The 18,246-nt window shown below is 72.6% G+C and carries 18 protein-coding genes and 1 pseudogene; 7 read left to right on the forward strand and 12 right to left on the reverse strand.

Translation table 11 applies throughout. The annotated features are described in order from the left end of the window. Positions 1-44 precede the first annotated feature (44 nt). Complete coding sequence (locus tag ABT034_RS12680; protein ID WP_351214195.1) at positions 45-512, forward strand: hypothetical protein; 468 nt, start codon at positions 45-47, stop codon at positions 510-512. 6 nt (positions 513-518) lie between these two features. Here ABT034_RS12680 and ABT034_RS12685 read toward each other — a convergent pair whose 3' ends face one another. Further along, positions 519-794: a hypothetical protein gene (locus tag ABT034_RS12685; protein WP_351214264.1), complete on the reverse strand. Its 276-nt coding sequence runs from the start codon at positions 792-794 to the stop codon at positions 519-521. 141 nt (positions 795-935) lie between these two features. Here ABT034_RS12685 and ABT034_RS12690 point away from each other — a divergent pair, with 141 nt between their 5' ends. The 3 genes from ABT034_RS12690 to meaB are packed head-to-tail and all read left to right on the forward strand — an operon-like array spanning position 936 to position 5,901. Next, positions 936-2,747, forward strand: coding sequence for a methylmalonyl-CoA mutase family protein (locus ABT034_RS12690; RefSeq protein WP_351214197.1), 1,812 nt, complete (start codon positions 936-938; stop codon positions 2,745-2,747). After that, positions 2,747-4,921: a methylmalonyl-CoA mutase gene (gene scpA / locus ABT034_RS12695; protein WP_351214199.1), complete on the forward strand. Its 2,175-nt coding sequence runs from the start codon at positions 2,747-2,749 to the stop codon at positions 4,919-4,921. Before ABT034_RS12690 ends, scpA begins: the two co-directional genes overlap by 1 nt. Further along, positions 4,918-5,901: a methylmalonyl Co-A mutase-associated GTPase MeaB gene (gene meaB, locus ABT034_RS12700; protein ID WP_351214200.1), complete on the forward strand. Its 984-nt coding sequence runs from the start codon at positions 4,918-4,920 to the stop codon at positions 5,899-5,901. The genes scpA and meaB overlap by 4 nt, the downstream gene beginning before the upstream one ends. Before the next feature lie 117 nt (positions 5,902-6,018). On the opposite strand, the gene ABT034_RS12705 is transcribed toward meaB, so the two are convergent. Further along, positions 6,019-6,369, reverse strand: a complete 351-nt coding sequence (locus ABT034_RS12705; RefSeq protein ID WP_351214202.1) for a winged helix-turn-helix transcriptional regulator — start codon at positions 6,367-6,369, stop codon at positions 6,019-6,021. Between the two features lie 63 nt (positions 6,370-6,432). Here ABT034_RS12705 and ABT034_RS12710 point away from each other — a divergent pair, with 63 nt between their 5' ends. From ABT034_RS12710 to ABT034_RS12720, 3 genes are all read left to right on the forward strand, one after another. Further along, positions 6,433-7,332 carry an NAD(P)-dependent oxidoreductase gene (locus ABT034_RS12710; protein WP_351214204.1) on the forward strand — a complete coding sequence of 300 codons (900 nt, stop codon included), beginning with the start codon at positions 6,433-6,435 and terminating at the stop codon, positions 7,330-7,332. Positions 7,333-7,434: 102 nt separating this feature from the next. Further along, a complete protein-coding gene (locus ABT034_RS12715; RefSeq protein ID WP_351214206.1) occupies positions 7,435-7,725 on the forward strand; it encodes a hypothetical protein in 291 nt (96 codons plus the stop codon). A gap of 104 nt (positions 7,726-7,829) precedes the next feature. Beyond that, positions 7,830-8,474 (forward strand): DNA alkylation repair protein, encoded by a 645-nt coding sequence (locus tag ABT034_RS12720; RefSeq protein ID WP_351214266.1) that lies wholly within the window; start codon positions 7,830-7,832, stop codon positions 8,472-8,474. A gap of 52 nt (positions 8,475-8,526) precedes the next feature. On the opposite strand, the gene ABT034_RS12725 is transcribed toward ABT034_RS12720, so the two are convergent. From ABT034_RS12725 to ABT034_RS12770, 10 genes and pseudogenes are all read right to left on the reverse strand, one after another. After that, a complete protein-coding gene (locus tag ABT034_RS12725; RefSeq protein ID WP_351214208.1) occupies positions 8,527-9,246 on the reverse strand; it encodes a hypothetical protein in 720 nt (239 codons plus the stop codon). 47 nt (positions 9,247-9,293) lie between these two features. Further along, positions 9,294-9,848 (reverse strand): Rv1363c family protein, encoded by a 555-nt coding sequence (locus ABT034_RS12730; RefSeq protein ID WP_351214210.1) that lies wholly within the window; start codon positions 9,846-9,848, stop codon positions 9,294-9,296. Between the two features lie 26 nt (positions 9,849-9,874). Next, positions 9,875-10,516 (reverse strand): annotated as a pseudogene (locus ABT034_RS12735) (hypothetical protein); the annotation flags it as partial. A gap of 317 nt (positions 10,517-10,833) precedes the next feature. Further along, a complete protein-coding gene (locus ABT034_RS12740) occupies positions 10,834-11,361 on the reverse strand; it encodes a hypothetical protein (RefSeq protein ID WP_351214212.1) in 528 nt (175 codons plus the stop codon). Beyond that, entirely contained in the window at positions 11,358-12,632 is a 1,275-nt protein-coding gene (locus tag ABT034_RS12745; protein WP_351214214.1) for an MCE family protein, read from the reverse strand. The genes ABT034_RS12740 and ABT034_RS12745 overlap by 4 nt, the downstream gene beginning before the upstream one ends. Beyond that, positions 12,629-13,864 (reverse strand): MCE family protein, encoded by a 1,236-nt coding sequence (locus tag ABT034_RS12750; RefSeq protein WP_351214216.1) that lies wholly within the window; start codon positions 13,862-13,864, stop codon positions 12,629-12,631. Before ABT034_RS12750 ends, ABT034_RS12745 begins: the two co-directional genes overlap by 4 nt. Beyond that, positions 13,861-14,889 carry an MCE family protein gene (locus ABT034_RS12755; RefSeq protein WP_351214218.1) on the reverse strand — a complete coding sequence of 343 codons (1,029 nt, stop codon included), beginning with the start codon at positions 14,887-14,889 and terminating at the stop codon, positions 13,861-13,863. The genes ABT034_RS12750 and ABT034_RS12755 overlap by 4 nt, the downstream gene beginning before the upstream one ends. Next, entirely contained in the window at positions 14,886-15,944 is a 1,059-nt protein-coding gene (locus tag ABT034_RS12760) for an MCE family protein (protein WP_351214220.1), read from the reverse strand. The genes ABT034_RS12755 and ABT034_RS12760 overlap by 4 nt, the downstream gene beginning before the upstream one ends. Then, positions 15,941-16,996 (reverse strand): MCE family protein, encoded by a 1,056-nt coding sequence (locus ABT034_RS12765; protein ID WP_351214222.1) that lies wholly within the window; start codon positions 16,994-16,996, stop codon positions 15,941-15,943. Before ABT034_RS12765 ends, ABT034_RS12760 begins: the two co-directional genes overlap by 4 nt. Next, positions 16,993-18,246: an MCE family protein gene (locus ABT034_RS12770; protein WP_351214224.1), complete on the reverse strand. Its 1,254-nt coding sequence runs from the start codon at positions 18,244-18,246 to the stop codon at positions 16,993-16,995. Before ABT034_RS12770 ends, ABT034_RS12765 begins: the two co-directional genes overlap by 4 nt.

An 18,246-nucleotide genomic window follows, 5' to 3' on the forward strand; every position in this document is an offset into this window, starting at 1 on the left:
CCGTCCCCCCACCGTCCCGCACCACCCGATCCGGAGGATCGAGCATGACCCAGCACACCACCAGCCGCCGCTCCCTGCTCGCCGCGGCGCTCGCCGCCCCCGCCGTCGCCGTCGGCGCCCCGCTGCTCACGGCCACCCCGGCCGCCGCCAACCCCGTGGACGGCTGCCAGACCGTCGTCGACTGGACGGCGATCATCCTGGACCCGGCCGTGGAGAACGTGGCCGGCGCGCCCGCCGAGGCCCGTGTCATACGGCTGGCCGGAACGGAGTTCCTCCAGCTGCGCGGCACGCTCACCTGCGCGTTCACCGCCGACGGCCGGCTCGGCACGCTGCCCGCCACCATCCGTCCGCCCAAGCTGACCCGTGGCGTCTGCCCCCGCAACAACAGCCAGGGCATCAACGCGATCCGCATCGAGGCCAACACGGCCGGCGCGGTCAACGTCTTCGGTCCGCAGGCGACGAACAAGGTGACCTGGATCCAGCTGGACAACTTCTCCTCCGTCCTCGGCTGAGACCGGTCAGGGCGCGTCGCCCGACCAGTCGTAGCGACCCGCGTCACCCGGACGCGGGTCGTAGAGCGACCGGCCGTCGGCCCCGTACCGGCCGAGCTCCGTCTCCAGGGAGACACCCTCGGGCACCGCGGCCGGCGGCCGGTCGGTGACGTCGAGGAGCAGACCGTCGAGCGGCCCGCCGACCAGCTCGGCGTAGACCCGGCCGGGCCGCGGGCCCGGTCTCGGGTCGTCGTGGTCCTGGCCGTAGACCCGGCCTCTCAACAGCTCCTCGTCCCTGTCCATGTCCATGAGGACCAGCGTCCCAGCCACCACTGACAACGCCGTGGAAGACCCCCCACCACACGGAACGCCGCAGGTCGACGAGAAGAAGGTCACAGTCGTACGCCCTCCTGCTCCTTTGACGATCTCCCCTAGCATCCGAGCATGACGGTCCTGCCTGACGACGGGCTCCCCCTGGCGTCCGAATTCCCCGACGCGCCACACGAGCAGTGGCAACACCTCGTGGCAGGTGTCCTGCGCAAGTCCGGCAAGGAGGTCACCGGCGACGCCGCCGAGGACGCCCTGTCCACGCTCCTGGAGGACGGCCTCGACACCCGGCCCCTGTACACGGCGCGCGATACCGCCCCCGACGCCGGACTCCCCGGCTTCGCACCCTTCGTGCGCGGCGGCCGCGCCGAGGGCAACACCTCCGGCGGCTGGGACGTACGCCAGCGCCACCTCTCGGCCGACGGCGACGCCGTCCTCTCCGACCTGGAGAACGGCGTCACGTCCCTGTGGCTCGGCGTCGGCGGCACCGGCATCCCGGTCGCCTCCCTGGACAAGGTCCTCGACGGCGTCTACCTCGACCTCGCGCCCGTCGTCCTCGACGCGGGCGACGAGACGCAGCCGGCCGCCGAGCGGCTCCTCCGGCTGTACGAGGAGCGGGGCGTCGCCGCCGACGCGGCCCTGGGCAACCTGGGCGCGGACCCCCTGGGCCACGAGGCCCGCACCGGCCGCCCGGCGTACGACCTCGCGTCCGTCGCCGGTCTCGCGCGGCGCTGCGCCGACCGGTACCCGGGCCTGCGCGCCCTGACCGTCGACGCGCTGCCGTACCACGAGGCCGGTGGCTCGGCGGCGCAGGAGCTGGGCTGTTCGCTCGCGACGGGCGTGGCCTATCTGCGCGGTCTGACCGAGGCCGGGCTGAGCACCGCCGAGGCGTGCGCGCAGCTGGAGTTCCGGTACGCGGCGACCGCCGACCAGTTCCTGACGATCGCGAAGCTTCGCGCGGCCCGCCGGCTGTGGGCCCGGGTGGCCGAGGTCTGCGGCGCCCGCGACGCGGGCGCGCAGCGGCAGCACGCGGTGACCTCGCCGGTGATGATGACGCGCCGCGACCCGTGGGTGAACATGCTGCGCACCACGGTGGCGACGCTCGCCGCCGGGGTGGGCGGCGCCGACAGCGTCACCGTGCTGCCCTTCGACGAGGCGCTCGGTCTGCCGGACGCGTTCGCCCGCCGGATCGCCCGCAACACCTCCACCGTCCTCATCGAGGAGTCGCACCTCTCCCGGGTGATCGACCCTGCGGGCGGCTCCTGGTACGTGGAGCGGCTGACCGACGAACTGGCGCACGCGGCCTGGGAGTTCTTCCAGGGCATCGAGCGGGCGGGCGGCCAGCAGGCCGCGCTGCGGTCCGGGACCGTCGGCGAACGCCTCGCCGAGACCTGGTCGGCGCGCAGCGCGAAGCTCGCCACCCGCCGCGAACCGATCACCGGCGTCAGCGAGTTCCCGCACCTCGACGAGAAGCCCGTCGACCGCGCCCCGGCGCCCGAGCCGCCGACCGGCGGTCTCCCCCGGGTCCGGCGCGACGAGGCCTTCGAGGCGCTCCGCGCCCGCTCCGACGCCCACCTGGCGGCGACCGGCGCGCGACCCCGTGTCTATCTGGCGGCGCTCGGCCCCGCGGCCGCGCACTCGGCGCGTCTCGCCTTCGCCGACAACCTGTTCCGGACGGGCGGCATCGAGCCGGTCACCGGCGGCGGGTTCGAGGAGAGCGGCGCCCAGGAGGTGTGCCTGTGCTCCAGTGACACGGTGTACGAGGAGCGGGCCGAGGACACCGCCCGGGACCTGCGGGCTGCGGGCGCGCGGCATGTGTTCCTCGCCGGCCGCCCCGGGTCGTACGCCGGTGTCGACACGTACGCCTTCGCCGGCTGCGACGCCGTGACCCTGCTCTCCACCACCCTCGACCGCATGGGAGTCTCCTGATGTCCATCCCCGACTTCTCCGGGATCGAGCTCGGGACGCCGACCGCCGACGGCGACCCCGACGCCTGGCGTACGGCGGTCAAGAAGGCGACGGGCGGGGACGAACCGCTCTGGGAGACCCCGGAGGGCATCGGCGTCAAGCCGCTCTACACCGGGCAGGACCTGGAGGGCCTGGACTTCCTGGGCACGTACCCCGGCGTCGCCCCGTACCTGCGCGGCCCGTACCCGACGATGTACGTCAACCAGCCGTGGACGATCCGGCAGTACGCGGGCTTCTCCACCGCCGAGGAGTCGAACGCCTTCTACCGGCGCAACCTGGCCGCGGGGCAGAAGGGTCTGTCGGTCGCCTTCGACCTGCCGACCCACCGCGGCTACGACAGCGACCACCCGCGCGTCACCGGTGACGTCGGCATGGCCGGCGTGGCCATCGACTCGATCTACGACATGCGGCAGTTGTTCGACGGCATCCCGCTGGACCGGATGTCGGTGTCGATGACGATGAACGGCGCCGTGCTCCCGGTGCTCGCGCTGTACATCGTGGCGGCCGAGGAGCAGGGCGTACCGCCCGAGAAGCTGGCCGGGACCATCCAGAACGACATCCTCAAGGAGTTCATGGTCCGCAACACGTACATCTATCCGCCGGGGCCGTCGATGCGGATCATCTCCGACATCTTCGCCTACACCTCGCAGCGGATGCCGCGCTACAACTCCATCTCCATCTCCGGCTACCACATCCAGGAGGCGGGTGCGACGGCCGATCTGGAGCTGGCGTACACCCTCGCCGACGGGGTGGAGTACATCCGCGCGGGCCGGGAGGCCGGGCTCGACGTCGACGCGTTCGCGCCGCGCCTGTCGTTCTTCTGGGCGATCGGCATGAACTTCTTCATGGAGATCGCGAAACTGCGCGCCGCCCGGCTGCTCTGGGCCAAGCTGGTCAAGCAGTTCGACCCGCAGAACGCCAAGTCCCTCTCCCTGCGGACCCATTCGCAGACCTCCGGCTGGTCGCTCACCGCGCAGGACGTGTTCAACAACGTCACCCGCACCTGCGTCGAGGCGATGGCCGCCACCCAGGGACACACGCAGTCGCTGCACACCAACGCCCTCGACGAGGCGCTCGCCCTGCCCACCGACTTCTCGGCCCGGATCGCCCGCAACACCCAGCTGCTCATCCAGCAGGAGTCGGGCACCTGCCGGACCATCGACCCGTGGGGCGGCAGCGCGTACGTGGAGCGCCTCACCCACGACCTCGCGCGCCGCGCCTGGAAGCACATCCAGGAGGTCGAGCAGGCCGGCGGCATGGCGAAGGCGATCGACGCCGGCATCCCCAAGCTGCGGGTGGAGGAGGCGGCGGCCCGTACCCAGGCCCGGATCGACTCCGGACGGCAGCCGGTGATCGGTGTCAACAAGTACCGGGTGGCGACCGACGAGCAGATCGACGTCCTCAAGGTCGACAACTCCTCCGTGCGCGCCCAGCAGATCGCCAAGCTGAAGCGGCTGCGCGAGGAGCGCGACGGGCAGGCCTGCCAGGACGCGCTCGACGCGCTCACCCGGGCCGCCGGTGGTGACGGCAACCTCCTGGAGCTCGCCGTGAACGCCGCCCGCGCGATGGCGACGGTCGGCGAGATCTCCGACGCCCTGGAGAAGGTGTACGGCCGGCACGCGGGGCAGATCCGTACGATCTCCGGTGTGTACCGCAACGAAGCCGGCGAGTCCCCCTCCGTGGACCGCACCCGGGCCCTGGTCGACGCCTTCGGTGAGGCCGAGGGGCGCCGGCCGCGCATCCTGGTCGCCAAGATGGGCCAGGACGGCCACGACCGCGGCCAGAAGGTCATCGCCACCGCCTTCGCCGACCTGGGCTTCGACGTCGACGTCGGCCCGCTGTTCCAGACCCCGGCCGAGGTGGCCCGCCAGGCCGTCGAGGCGGACGTGCACATCGTCGGGGTCTCGTCGCTCGCCGCCGGGCACCTCACCCTCGTCCCGGCGCTCCGCGAGGAACTGGCCGCCGAGGGCCGCGAGGACATCATGATCGTGGTCGGCGGGGTGATTCCTCCGCAGGACGTGGCGACGCTCCTGGAGATGGGCGCGGCGGCCGTGTTCCCGCCGGGCACGGTGATCCCCGACGCGGCCCACGACCTGGTGACGCGCCTGTCCGCCGACCTCGGGCACGAGCGGTGATCGATCTCGACACGTACGTACGGGGTGTACGCGAGGGGAAGCGGGCGCTCGTCGCCCGCGCGATCACCCTCGTCGAGTCGACCCGCCCGCAGCACCGGGCACTCGCCCAGGAGCTCCTGACGGAACTCCTTCCGCACAGCGGGAACGCCGTGCGGATCGGGATCAGCGGTGTGCCCGGTGTCGGCAAGTCGACGTTCATCGACGCGTTCGGGACGATGCTGACGGGGCTCGGCCACCGGGTCGCGGTCCTCGCCGTCGACCCCTCGTCGAACCGTACGGGCGGCTCCATCCTCGGTGACAAGACCCGGATGGAACGCCTCGCCGTCGACCCCGCCGCCTTCGTGCGCCCCTCCCCCACCGCCGGCACGCTCGGCGGCGTCGCGAAGGCGACCCGGGAGTCGATCGTCGTCATGGAGGCCGCCGGCTACGACGTGGTACTCGTCGAGACGGTGGGCGTCGGGCAGTCCGAGACCGCCGTCGCCGACATGGTCGACTCCTTCCTGCTGCTCACCCTGGCCCGCACCGGCGACCAGCTCCAGGGCATCAAGAAGGGCGTCCTCGAACTCGCCGACGTCGTCGCGGTCAACAAGGCCGACGGCCCGCACGAGCGCGACGCCCGCGCCGCGGCCCGTGAACTCGCGGGCGCCCTGCGGCTGATGCACGGCGCCGACTCCTTCTGGACGCCGCCGGTCCTCAGCTGCAGCGCCCGGGAGTCGGCCGGCCTCGACGAGGTCTGGGGGCGGCTCGAGCAGCACCGCGCCCTGCTCGACTCCACCGGCCGTCTCACGGCCAAGCGCCAGGACCAGCAGGTCGACTGGACCTGGGTCATGGTCCGCGACGAACTCCTGCGCCGCCTCCACACGGACCCGGCGGTACGGGACCTCGCGCCCGCCCTGGAGCGGCGGGTCCGCGCCGGGGAGCTGACGGCGACCCTGGCCGCCGAGCGCATCCTGCACGCCTTCGGCGAGCGGAGCGACTGACCACTCCCCCGGCGCACCCCCGCATACCCACTTTTTTGTGCGTACTCGACGGGGGTGCGCCCCCCGGGCGAAGCTGAGAGCGGCCCGGAGGAAGGGAGCAGGAAGCAGGACGGGGCCTCAGGAAGCGGTGGACACGGCCGTGAGCCGGTCCAGGCGCCGGTATCCCCAGGCGCCCAACGGGGCGAGGGCCTCGCAGAGTTCGAGTCCGAAGCCGGTCAGCGAGTAGACGGTCTTCGGGGGCACGACGTCGTACACCTCGCGGTGCACGAGGCCGTCGTCCTCCATCTCGCGCAGCGCCTGGGTCAGCACCCTCTCGCTGATCTCGGGGAGCTTCCGGCGCATTTCACCGGGGCGGTGCGGGCCGGTCTCAAGCAGCCACAGCAACGCCGTCTTCCATTTGCCCTCGATGACCACGATCGCGGCACTCACTCCGCAGACGTTGGTGTCCTGGGCCCGGGCGCGATTCATCCGCGTCCTTCTCCTTCTCCTCCGGCGTTTCCTTCTCTCGTATGTCTACAAGGGAGTTCACCCATGTCTTCTTCCCCCCTGCCCTCGTCCGGGCAGCGTGCTGTCACGGTTCTCGGTCTCGGTCCCATGGGCCGGGCGCTGGCCACCGCGTTCGTGGAGGCGGGGGTACGCACCACCGTGTGGAACCGCACGCCCGGCCGGGACGGGGAACTCGTCGCCGGCGGTGCAGTCCCGGCCGTGAGCGCCGAGGAGGCGGTCGCGGCGAGCCCGCTGACCGTGGTCTGCCTGGTCAACTACGACGCCACCGACTCCGTCCTGCGGCAGGACGCCGTGACGCGTGCGCTGAAGGGGCGGACGGTCGTGAACCTGAGCGCCGACACCCCCGAGCGGGCCAGGGACACCGGGCGCTGGGCCGGCGAGCACGGCATCGGCTACCTCGACGGCGCCATCATGACCCCGACCCCGACCATCGGGAAGCCCGACGCCGTGTTCCTCCACAGCGGCCCCGAGGCCCTCTACGCCGAGCACCGCCCGGTGCTGGACGCCCTCGGCGGCACCCACACCCACCTCGGGGAGGAGATCAGCCGGGCGGCGGCGTACGACATCGCGCTGCTCGACATCTTCTGGACCTCGATGGCAGGCTACGCGCACGCCGTCGCGGTGGCGCGCGCCGAGGGGATCACCCCCCGTGAGCTGGCGCCCTTCGCCCAGGGCATCGGCGCGATCCTGCCGCCGCTGTTCGAGGAGCTGGCCGAGGACATCGAGAGCGGCGCGTACTCCGGCGAGGGGAATCCGCTCACCTCGGCGGTCTCGACGATGGCGCACATCGTGCACGCGTCCGAGGCACACGGCATCGACGCGAGCGTGATGCGGGCCGCCGAGGGCCTGGCCCGCCGCACGGTGGGCCTCGGCCACGGCGCGGAGGGCTTCACCCGGGTCTCCGAGGTCCTGGGACGGCGCTGATCCGCAGCCCGGCCGGGGACGGGCTCCTCGGATGCCGTCCCCGGCCGGGCGTGATGTGCTGGCGGGTAGGGGGATGCCCCACCTCATCAGGAGGAGTCCGCCATGGCGATCTTCGTCCACGCCGTCCTCTCGGGTATCACCACCGAGCAGTACGACGCCCTCAACGCCAGACTCCAGGAGACGCCCGACATCTTCGACGGCTGTGTGTCCCACGCGTGCGCCGTGACGGACGACGGTCTGGAGATCCTCGACGTCTGGGAGTCCCAGCAGAAGATGGAGGCGTTCGCCGAACGCATGATGCCGGTCGCGACCGAACTCGGCTGGCCGGAGACACCGGGCCAACCGCGTGTCCTTCAGGTGCACAACCACTGGGTCCCAGGGCTCGGCGGCTGACGGCAGCCGTAGGCTGAAGCCCGTACGCGACGGAGGAGGAGGCCTGGGTGGCCGAGGCGACGGCGGCGGGATCGACGGTGGCAGTGCCGACGGTGGCCGAGGTGATGGCCGAGCTGGCCGCGCTGGAGGACCCGAAGGCCCGCGAGGTGAACGAGCGGCACGGTGACGACCACGGGGTGAACCTCGGCAAGCTGCGGGCGCTCGCGAAACGGCTGAAGACGCAGCAGGACCTCGCGCACCGGCTCTGGGAGACGGGCGACACCGCGGCCCGGCTCCTCGCGCTCCTGGTCTGCCGTCCCAAGGCCTTCGGCCGTGACGAGCTGGACGCCATGGTGCGCGAGGCCCGCACGCCCAAGGTCCACGACTGGCTCGTGAACTACGTGGTGAAGAAGAGCCCGCACGCCGAGGAGCTCCGCCTGGCCTGGTCCGCGGACCCGGATCCGGTGGTCGCGAGCGCCGGCTGGGCGCTGACCACGGAGCGCGTGGCGAAGAAGCCCGAGGGCCTGGACCTCGCGGGGCTGCTCGACGTGGTCGAGGCGGAGATGAAGGACGCCCCGGACCGCCTCCAGTGGGCGATGAACCACTGCCTGGCGCAGATCGGGATCGAGCACGCCGAGCACCGCGCCCGCGCCCTGGACATCGGCGAGCGCCTCGAGGTGCTCAAGGACTATCCGACGTCCCCGGGCTGCACGTCTCCGTTCGCGCCGGTGTGGATCAACGAGATGGTGCGCAGGCAGCAGGCTTCGTAAGGCTGCCGGAGGGGGCCCGGCGGGCTCAGCGGGTTCAGCGGGTTCAGCGGGTTCAGCGGCCGAAGGTGTCGAGGTTCTCGACGATCCAGCGCCCGTCGCGGTGCACGACGTCCACGGCGAACATGGCGCCCGCGTAGACCCCCTGGTCCTGGGCCTGGGCCTTCGTCTTCTGCTTGCCGCCGGCGCCGGCCGTGCTGACGCTGCTCTGGTCGGCGTAGACCAGGACCCGGGCGCGGTCGCCGTCGATCCGCTCGACCGCGCTCTCGGTGACCGTCGTGGTGATCACCGTCTTCTGCTGGGCGGCCTGCGCGAGCACCCCGCCGAGCAGCGTCCGGTGCTGGGCGACGGCCTTGCCCGTGAGGAGGGTCTTCCCCGCCTGCTCGAAGGGTGCCGTGTCGGCGTGGTCGTAGGAGAAGAGCGCGGCGACGGCCGCCGCGGTCTGCCCCTTGATCTCACTGGTACGGGCGAGGTCGGTGAGGGCCGTGTTGCCGCGCGCGGGATCGTCACGGAGCTCCCCCGCCCTGCCGTACGCCCACCCCGCGAAGCCGCCGAGGAGGAGCGTCAGGACGCACAGGACCACGAGCGGGACGAGGTGGCGCGGCTGCCGTGCCGGCTCCCCGGCGGCGGCTTCCCGCTTCGGCGCCGCGGCCGTCTCCCGTACGGGCGTCGCCGCCGGTCGCTGCCTGGTCCCTACGGCGGCGGGCTCGGCCGGCGGGCCCGCGAGGGCCTGGCGGCGGCGCTGGCGGTTGAGGTGGTGGCGGGTGGTCGGCATCGTGCGTGTCCTTTCGGGTGCGGGCGGCTGTCGCGGGTACGGCCCGGTCAGCCGGCCGCCGTGCCGCCCACGGGGGCCTGCCCCAGCGCACTGAGCTTCCAGTGGCCGTCGGCGCGGGTGAGTTCGCCGAGCATGCGGCTGTCCTTGTCCGTGCTCTTGCTGTCGGGCGTCGTGACCGTGATGCGCAGGGCGACGAGCACCCGGGCGCGGCCCGCCCGGTCGTCGAGTTCGGTGACGGCGCCGGACAGCACGCGGGCCGTGGTCACCGTCTTCGCGGTCCGCACCTGACTGGTGAACTCCTCGCGGCCCTCGGTGAGTTGCTTGTGCAGGTCACCGGTCGTGGAGGATTCCCAGAGGTCGAGCCCCTGCTCCACGCGCCGGTGGTCGAGCGTGTTGAGGTTCTGCACGGCCTGCTCCCCCGCCGCGAGCGCCCGGTCACGCTGCACGGCGTACGCGGCGGAGTCGTCGTGCGCCGCGGCGTACCAGTCCCGGCCGGCCCAGGCCGCGAAGGCGCCCGCGACGAGGGTGAGTACGAGGGCCACGGCCAGGGCCGGCCGGATGCCCGCCGGGGTGCGGACCGGGGTGCGGACCAGGCGTGTCATGGGGTGCTCCCGTCTCCCGCTCATGGTCAGCGGGCCTTGATGTCGACGATCAGCCACCGGTCGCCCTCGAACTTCGCGGTGACGGTGAGCTGGGCGGCGGCGGAGGTGGCGGCGGCCCTGTCCCGCCGCGAGGTCTGGTCGAGGAAGACGAGGAGGCGCGCGCTGTCCCCGTCGAGCTCGATCACTCCGGTGCGGACGGCCTGGGTGGTGAGCGTGATCCGCTGCTCGACGAGACTCGCGCGGACCTGGGCGAAGAGGTCGTCGTACTGGCGGGCGGCGCGCCCGGCGAGCACCGTGCGGGCGGAGCGTTCGGCGGCGTCGGCGCCGGCGGGGGCGTACGAGAAGATCCGGGCGAGCCCTTCGGCGACGTCGCCGCTGACGCGGGTGGTGGCGGCGGTGTCGGTGAGGGCCTGGTTGCGCGCGGTGGGGGTGGTCCGGAGCTGGTGGGCCCCGTGGAAGAACCCGCCCCCGCCGACGAGCAGCGCGACGACGGCAGCGGCGAGGACGCCCCTGCGCCAGCGGACGAGCGAACGGCCTCCGCCGCGAGGCGGGGACTCCGTCCCGTCGTCGGCGAGCCCTGGCCCGTCGCCGTCGGCGGGCCCCGACCCTTCGCCGTCGGCGGGTCCCGACCCGTCACCGTCGGTGGGCCCCGACCCTTCACCGTCGGCGGGCCCCGACCCATCACCGTCGGCGGGCCCCGACCCATCACCGTCGGCGGGCCCCGACCCATCACCGTCGGCGAGACCTGGCCCGTCATCGTCGGCGGGCCCCGGCCCTTCGCCGTCGGCGGCCTCTGCCCCGCCGCCGCGCGCGGGCTCTGCCCGGTCGCCGGCGGCGGGACTCGCCCCGCCCTTGTCCTTGGCCGTGGTCTCCCGCGCGTCCTCCGTGAGCCGGACCGCGTCCCGGGCCGTTCCGGCCGGGGGCTCGGCCGGGCCCGCCTCGTCCGGTTCGGGTGCCCGGTCGGTCGCCTTGCGCAGCAGTCGCGTCACTCGCCCCCGCCCTCGCTCTCGGTCTTCTCGGCTCCCGCTACGGGGACCGCGCTCAGGGCCGCGACCCTCCAGGTGTTCTCGCCGGTGCGCGTCAGGACGGCTTCCAGGCGCTTGCGGTCGGTGGTCGCCGTGCCGGTCCCGCGCGGGGTGACGTCGACGCGGACGGTCGCGATGAGTTTCGCCGTACCGGCTCTCGCGTCGAGCGCGGTGAGCGCGGCCTCGGTGACCGTGGCGCGCGCCGAGGCGCCCACCGCGGGTTCGGTGCGCCCGAGTTCGGTGCGGAGCGGTCCGGTGGACGCGTCGCGCCAGGCCCGGATGCCCGCTTCGGCGCGCTCGCGGGTCGAGGCGTCGAGGGTGTGCAGGACGGTGAGGCCCTGCCGGCCCTCGGCGAGCGCGGTGTCCCGTTCACGGCTGAAGGCGAGCTCCTGGTCGGTGCGGGCCTGCGCGTAGGTCCACGCGCCGGTGCCGCAGAAACCGAGGGCGACGACGAGGGCGGCGGTGCCGAGGATCCTCGCCCGCCTCACCGTGCGCTCCCGGGGTTCAGGCCGAGCAGTCCGGCCATGTCCGTCGGCCCGCCGGGCGGGGACGGCAGCGCGAGCGCGCCGGGCAGTGCCACCTGCGGTCCGGTCGCGGGGCGCGCGCCGCCCGAGGGCAGGGAGCCGGGCTTGGCGGGTGCGGGCAGGGGGCCGCCCTTCGGGGCGTGGGCCGAGCCGCGTACGTTGACGCCGGCCGCGGCGGAGCCCGTACAGGCTGCTCCGGTGTTGAGGGCGGGCGCGGTCCCGAGGTCGAGTCCGTTGCGGTAGCGCGTACCGCCGTATCCGGAGGTGCAGGGCAGCGGCTTGAAGAAGGTGACGGCGAGGCCGATGTTCACGCGTCCTCCGTCGACGGCGGTGGCTCCCGCGGAGACGGCCGCGGGGAGTTTCACGAGGAGTTCCTCGGTGCCGCGCTGCCGGGTGACGGCGAGCTCCGACGTGGTGAGGAGGTTGGCGAGGACGACGCTCAGGCTGGGGTCGAGGTCGCGCAGGAGGCCGCTGACCTGTCCGGCGGCGTCGGGGGTGACGGCTAGGAGCCGGCGCAGGTCGGCGTCGGAGCCCTTGAGGGTGGCGGCGAGGTCGCGCGCGCCGGTGGCGAAGTCCCGGATGGCGCGGCTCTCTTCGGCCTGGGTGCGCAGGACGACCTCTCCGTCGCGGATGAGCCGGGTGGTGGCGGGCAGCGACCTGTCGGCCGCCTCGACGAAGCCGCTGCCGTGGTCGAGGAGGACCTGGAGGTCGTCACCGTGTCCCTCGAAGGCCTTGCCGAGTTCGTCGACGACCGTGCGCAGGGACTCCAGGGGTACGGAGCCCGCGAGGTCGTTCATGCCGGCGAGCACGTCGGTGACGGGTGCCGGTACCTGGGTGTCGGACTGTTCGATGCGGGAGCCGTCGGCGAGGTAGGGGCCGCCGTCGCTCTCGGGGCGCAGGTCGATGTACTGCTCGCCGACGGCGGAGAGTCCGGCGACGACGGCCCGCGCGTCGGCGGGGATGCGGGGGGCGGACTTCTTGATGCGCAGTTCGGCCACGACCCCGTCGGCGGTGAGGTCGATGTCTCCGACGCGTCCCACGGAGACGCCCCGGTAGGTGACGTCGGAGTGGGTGAACAGGCCGCCGGTTCGGGCGAGTTGGACCCGGACGGTGTAGTGGTCGGCGACGCCTGCGTAGCGGCCGAGGTCGGCGTAGCGGACGCCGACGAAGCCGAGGACGAGCACGGCGATGACGAGGAACGCGAGGTTCTTCAGCCGTACGGTGCGGGTGATCACCGGTTCTCGCCTCCGTCCTTCGGTGTGAGGGCGGGCGCCGGCCGGGTGGCCGTCGGGACGGGTGGCAGCGGCAGGGCCGTGTCCGGGCTCCGGGCGGCGCCGCTCGTCCCCGCGCGCTCACGGGCGGCCGGGTCCGGGGTCGGGGTCGTGGCGGAAGGGGTGGGCGTCGGTTCGGCCTTGGGGATCAGGGGCGGGATCACCTGGGTCCCCGGGGCGGCGGCGAGGTGCAGATAGGTGTTGAGGTAGTCGCCCTTGATGCCCCGCATCACCTCGTCGGTGAAGGGATACGTGAGGAGGACCTGGAGCGATGCGGGGAGGTCGGCGCCGGCGTCCGCGAGTGCCGTCAGGGTCGGCGCGAGGGCCTTGAGGTCGGCGACCATGTCCTTCTTGCTGGCGTCGATGGTGCTGACGGCGACACCGGACAGGGTGTCCAGGGCGCGCAGCATGGTCAGGAGGGAGCCTCGCTGGTTCTCCAACGTCTTCAGGCCGGGCGAGAGGCCGGTGAGGACGGTGTCGACGTCCTTCTTGCGGCCGGCGAGGGTGGCGGCGAGCCGGTTGACGCCGTCGAGGGCGCGGGTGATGTCGCCGCGGTGGGCGTCCAGGTTCGCCACGAGCGTGTTGACGCGCTTCAGCATGGAGCGGACCTCGGGCTCGCGTCCGCCGAGCGCCGAGTTGAGTTCCCGGGTGATGGTCTTGAGCTGGTTGACGCCGCCGCCGTTGAGCAGCAGGGACAGCGCGCCGAACACCTCCTCGACCTCGGTGTTGCGGCTGGTGCGGGCCAGGGGGATGACGCTGCCTTCGGTGAGCCGGGTGCCGCTGTCCTTCCGTGGGGCGACGAGCTGGATGTACTTCTCGCCGAGGAGGCTCGACTGTTCCAGGCGGGCGCCGGCGTCGGCGGGCAGCCGGACGTCGCCGTTGATCTCCAGGGTGACGCGGGCGGACCAGGTGCCGGTGCCGAGCTCGATGGCGGTGACGCGGCCGACGGCGACGTCGTTGACCTTGACCGCGGACTGCGGCACGAGGCTGAGGACGTCGTCGAGTTCGGCGGTGACCGTGTAGGGGTTGGCGCCGAGGTCGGCGCCGCCGGGCAGCGGCAGGTCCTCGATGCCGTCGAACCGGACGGGGACGGCGGGGAGGGCGCCGAGGACGACGGCGAGGCCGAGGCCGAGCGCGACCAGTCCGGTGGCGCCCGCGCCGACGGCCTTCCCCGAGGGCAGGGTTCCGCGTCTCACCGCTCCTCCTTTCCGGTGCCCGCCGCGGAGCCTCCGGTCACCGGCAGCGGGAGGAGCGGTCCGCCCATGCTGATCTCGTTGAGGTTGGCGCGGCCGTGGATGGTGCGGCTGTCCTTGTCGTACGCGTCGACGAGGTTGCCCGCGGCGAGCGGGGCGACGTCGAGCGCTTCGGCGAGGGAGGCGCGCTGGTCGACGAGGCTCTGGGTGAGGGGCACGAGCCGGTCGATGTTCTTCTTCAGTTCGCCGCGGTTGTCCTTGATGAACGTCTTGACCTGGGCGAGGGCCTTGCCGAGTTCCTTGAGCGCGCCGGCGAGGTCGTCCCTGTTCTCGGCGAAGTAGCCGACGACCTCGTCGAGGCGTTCCTGCGCGGTGCGGACGTCGCCGTCCTTGTTCTTGAGCATGGTGGTGAAGGTCTGGAGCTGGGTGAGGGTCGCGAACAGGTGGTCGCTGCTGCCGTCGAGGGTCTTGGCGGCCTTGCCGAACTCCGCGATGGAGGTGCCGATGGCCGTGCCGTTGCCCTTGAGGTTCTTCGCGCCGGTGTCGAGGAGTTCGGAGAGGGCTCCGGTCGCGTTGGCGCCTTCGGGGCCGAGTGCGCGGCTCAGGTCGGTGATGGAGGCGTAGAGCTGGTCGATCTCGACGGGGGTGCGGTTGCGGGAGGCGGGCAGCTGGGCGCCGTCGGCGAGGGCGGGTCCTGTGGTGTAGGCGGGGCTGAGCTGCACGTACCGGTCGGCGACGATGCTCGGGGCGACGACGAGGGCCCGCGCGTCGGCGGGGACGCGTACGCCCTCGTCGAGGCGGAGTCCGACGCGTACGCGGGTGCCCTGCGGCTCCACGGACTCGACCTCTCCGATCCTGACCCCGAGGACGCGCAGGTCGGATCCGGCGTAGATGCCGACCGCGCGGTCGAAGTAGGCGGTGACGCGGATGCCTCCGGTGTCGAGGACGCGTACGGCGACGAGGCCGCAGGCGGCGAGCACCGCGAGGGCGAGGCCGGCGACGAGGGGTTTTCTGGTCCTGGTCTTCATTCACCGCTCCCCTTGGCCGTCGCCTTCTGTTTCGGCGGCTGGCATCCGGTCTTGGGCTGCGAGGCCTCGGGCAGATAGGTACGGGGTACGACGCCGCACAGGTAGCTGTCGAACCAGCGGCCGGTGCCGAGGGTGTTGCCGACGAGCCGGTAGTACGGGCCGATGAGCGCGAGCGTCTTGTCGAGTTGGCCGCTGTTCTTCTCCAGGACGCCGGTGACCCGGCTGAGGGCCTTCAGGGTGGGGCCGAGCTGCCGGTCGTTGTCGCCGACGAGGCCGCTGAGCTGGGTGCCGAGGTCGCGGCTGCCCTTGAGCAGGGCGCGGATGGCGTCGCGGCGCTTCTTCAGCTCGCCGAGCAGGGAGCCGCCGTCCTCGATGAGCGTCTCGAAGCTGGACTTCTTGTTCTCCAGGGTCTTGGTGAACTTGTCGCTGTTCCGCAGGAGTCTGGCGAGTTCGGTGTCGCGTTTGGAGACGGATTTGGACAGTTCGGAGAGGCCGGTGGCGGCGTTGCGCACGTGCGGCGGCGAGTTCTTGAAGGTGTCGGAGATCGTCCGGAAGCTCTCCGCGAGTTTCCCGGTGTCGAGGGCGTCGACGGTGCCGCTGAGGTCCTGGAAGGCCTGCGTCACGTCGTACGGGGAGGTGGTGCGGGACTGCGGGATGCGGGCTCCGGGGTCCTGCGGGGCGGAGCCCAGCGGGTCGAGCGCGAGGTACTTCTCGCCGAGGAGGGTCTTGATGGCGATGGCGGCGGTCGACCGGTCTCCGATCCAGGCGTCGCCGACCTCGAACGTCACCTTGACCTTGGGTCCGTCGAGGGTGACGTCGGTGACCTTGCCGACCTTGACCCCGGCGATGCGTACCTCGTCGCCGGCGTCGAGCCCGGCGGCCTCGGTGAAGTCGGCGCTGTAGGCGGTGTCGCCGCCGACGAGGGGGAGCCGTTCCACGTTGTACGCGAGGGCGGCGAGGAGGGCGAGGACCATGAGTCCGACGACGGCGACGGCGACGGGGTTGCGTTCCTTGACCGGCTTGATCCGGGGGCGGGAGCCGGGGCGGGCGCTCATCCTCGGCACCTCGGTTCGGTCACGGCGATGCCGGTCGGCGGCTTGGAGCCGTCGGAGTTTTCCACGCCGCTCACGCGCGCCTCGCAGAGGTAGAGGTTGAACCACGAGCCGTACGAGGAGAGCCGGGCGAGGGCCGTCATCTTGGCGGGGGTGTTGGCGAGGAACCTCTCGATGGCGGGGGTGTGGTCGCCGAGGGTCCCGGAGAGCCGGCCCAGTTCGCGGATGTCCTTCTTGAGGGGGGCGCGGCCTTCCTGGAAGAGCCCGGCGGTCGTCGTGGTGAGGTCACCGATGGCCTTGACGGCCTCGCCGAGGGGCTTGCGGTCGGTGTTGAAGCCGGTGACGAGTTTCTGGAGGGTGACGACGAGGTCGCCGAACGCGGCCTCGCGGTTGTTGAGGGTGGTGAGGACGGTGTTGAGGTGGGTGACGACCTGGCCGATGACCTCGTCCTTGGCGGCCACGGTCTTCGTGAGGGAGCCGATGTGCCGCATGAGGCTGTCGACCGTTCCGCTCTCGCCCTGGAGGACCTGGACGAGCGAGCCGGCGAGATCGTTGACGTCGCCGGGCGAGAGGCCTTCGAAGAGCGGCTTGAACCCGTTGAAGAGCAGGGTCAGGTCGAGGGCGGGGGTGGTGCGGTCGAGCGGGATGGTCTCCCCGGCGCCCAGGGTGCCGGTGAGGTCGCCGCTGCCCCGGCCGAGGGAGACGTAGCGCTGCCCGACCATGTTGAGGTACTTGACGGCGGCGGTGGCCGACCGGGGCAGGGAGCGGTCCTCGCGGACGGTGAAGGTGACCTGCGCGGTGCGCCGTTCGACGACGCGTACGTCGGTCACCTCGCCCACCTTCACTCCGGCGATGCGCACGGAGTCGCCGTTGACGAGCCCGGTGACGTCGGTGAAGAGGGCCTTGTAGGTGCGGGTGGCGGAGCCGACGCCGGTGTTGGCGATGCTGAAGCCGAGCACGGTGGTGGCGAGGGCGGTGACCAGGACGAACGCGAAGGACTTGAGCAGGGTCCCGGTCAGGCCGCGTCGTCGCGTGTGGGTGGGTCGGGTCGTCATCGGAGGGTCACCTCCGCGCCGCGGAACGCGGGTCCCGCGAGGAGGCTGCTCCAGTCCGGCAGGTCGCCGGGCAGCTTCTTCGCGGCGGGGGCGAGGAGTTCGTTGACGAGGTCGTTCTCCTGGGGGGAGTTGGCGGGTCCGAGGTGCTGGTCGGCGGCGGCGGACGCCCGGGCGGCGGGTGCGGCCGGGACGCCGGGGTAGGGCACCGGGTAGCAGCGCGGGCCGCCGCCGGAGCCGTAGGAGGGGGTGTCGCGGCCGGGGACGTAAGCACCGCGCGCGGGCACGGTGGTCACGTTCACGTGCAGTCCTGGCCGGTCGGTGCCCTTGCCGAGTGCCTTGTCCATGGCGGGGACGAACTGGGCCAGGGTGCGCAGGGTGCAGGGGAAGGACGGGGAGTACGCGGCGAGCAGTTCCAGGGTGGGCCTGCCGGCGGCGCTGAGCCGGATGATGTTGTCCTTGTTCTGCCGCAGGAAGGCGGTCAGGTCCTCGGCCGTGCGGGTGGTGACGCCGAGGGTGCCGGCCAGCTCGCCCTCCTTCTCGGCGAGGGTGCCGCTGGTGGTGGTGAAGTCGGTGAGCGCCGTGACGATGTCCGGGGCGGCGTCGGCGTAGAGGTGGCTGACCTTCACGAGTTCTTTCAGGTCGCGGTTGAGGGTGGGCAGTTGGGGGTTGAACTTCCGCAGGTGGGCGTCGAGCCGGGCGAGGGTCTCGCCGAGCTTGTCGCCGCGTCCTTCGAGGGCCTGGGAGACGGCCGACAGGGTCGCCGACAGCTTCTGCGGCTGGACGGCGGTGAGCATCGGCAGGACGTTGTCGAGGACCTGCTGGAGTTCGACGGCGTTGCTCGACCGGTCCTCGGGGATGACGGCGCCGGGGCCGAGGGGCCGCGCCGAGGCGTTGCCGGGCGGGACGAGGGCGACGAACCGTTCGCCGAAGAGCGTCGTGGGCAGCATCTGCGCGCGGACGTCGGAGGGGACGTGGCGCAGGGTGCCGGGCCGCATGGCGAGGGTGAGCCGGGCTCCGCCGTCGGTGGCGTCGATGGCGCGGACCTCGCCGATGACGACCCCGCGCAGTTTCACCTCGGCTCCGAGGTGCATCTCGTTGCCGATGCTGCCGGTCTCGACGACGACCGGGTCGGAGTCGGTGAAGCGCTTGTCGTAGACGGCGACCGCCAGCCAGGCGAGCAGGGCGGGCACAAGGAGGAACACGACGCCGGCGGACCGGCGGCGCAGGGTCTCGGCCGTTGGGTCGCTCAT

It is taken from the genome of Streptomyces sp. NPDC002773 (assembly GCF_040295605.1).
Classification (GTDB): Bacteria; Actinomycetota; Actinomycetes; order Streptomycetales; family Streptomycetaceae; genus Streptomyces.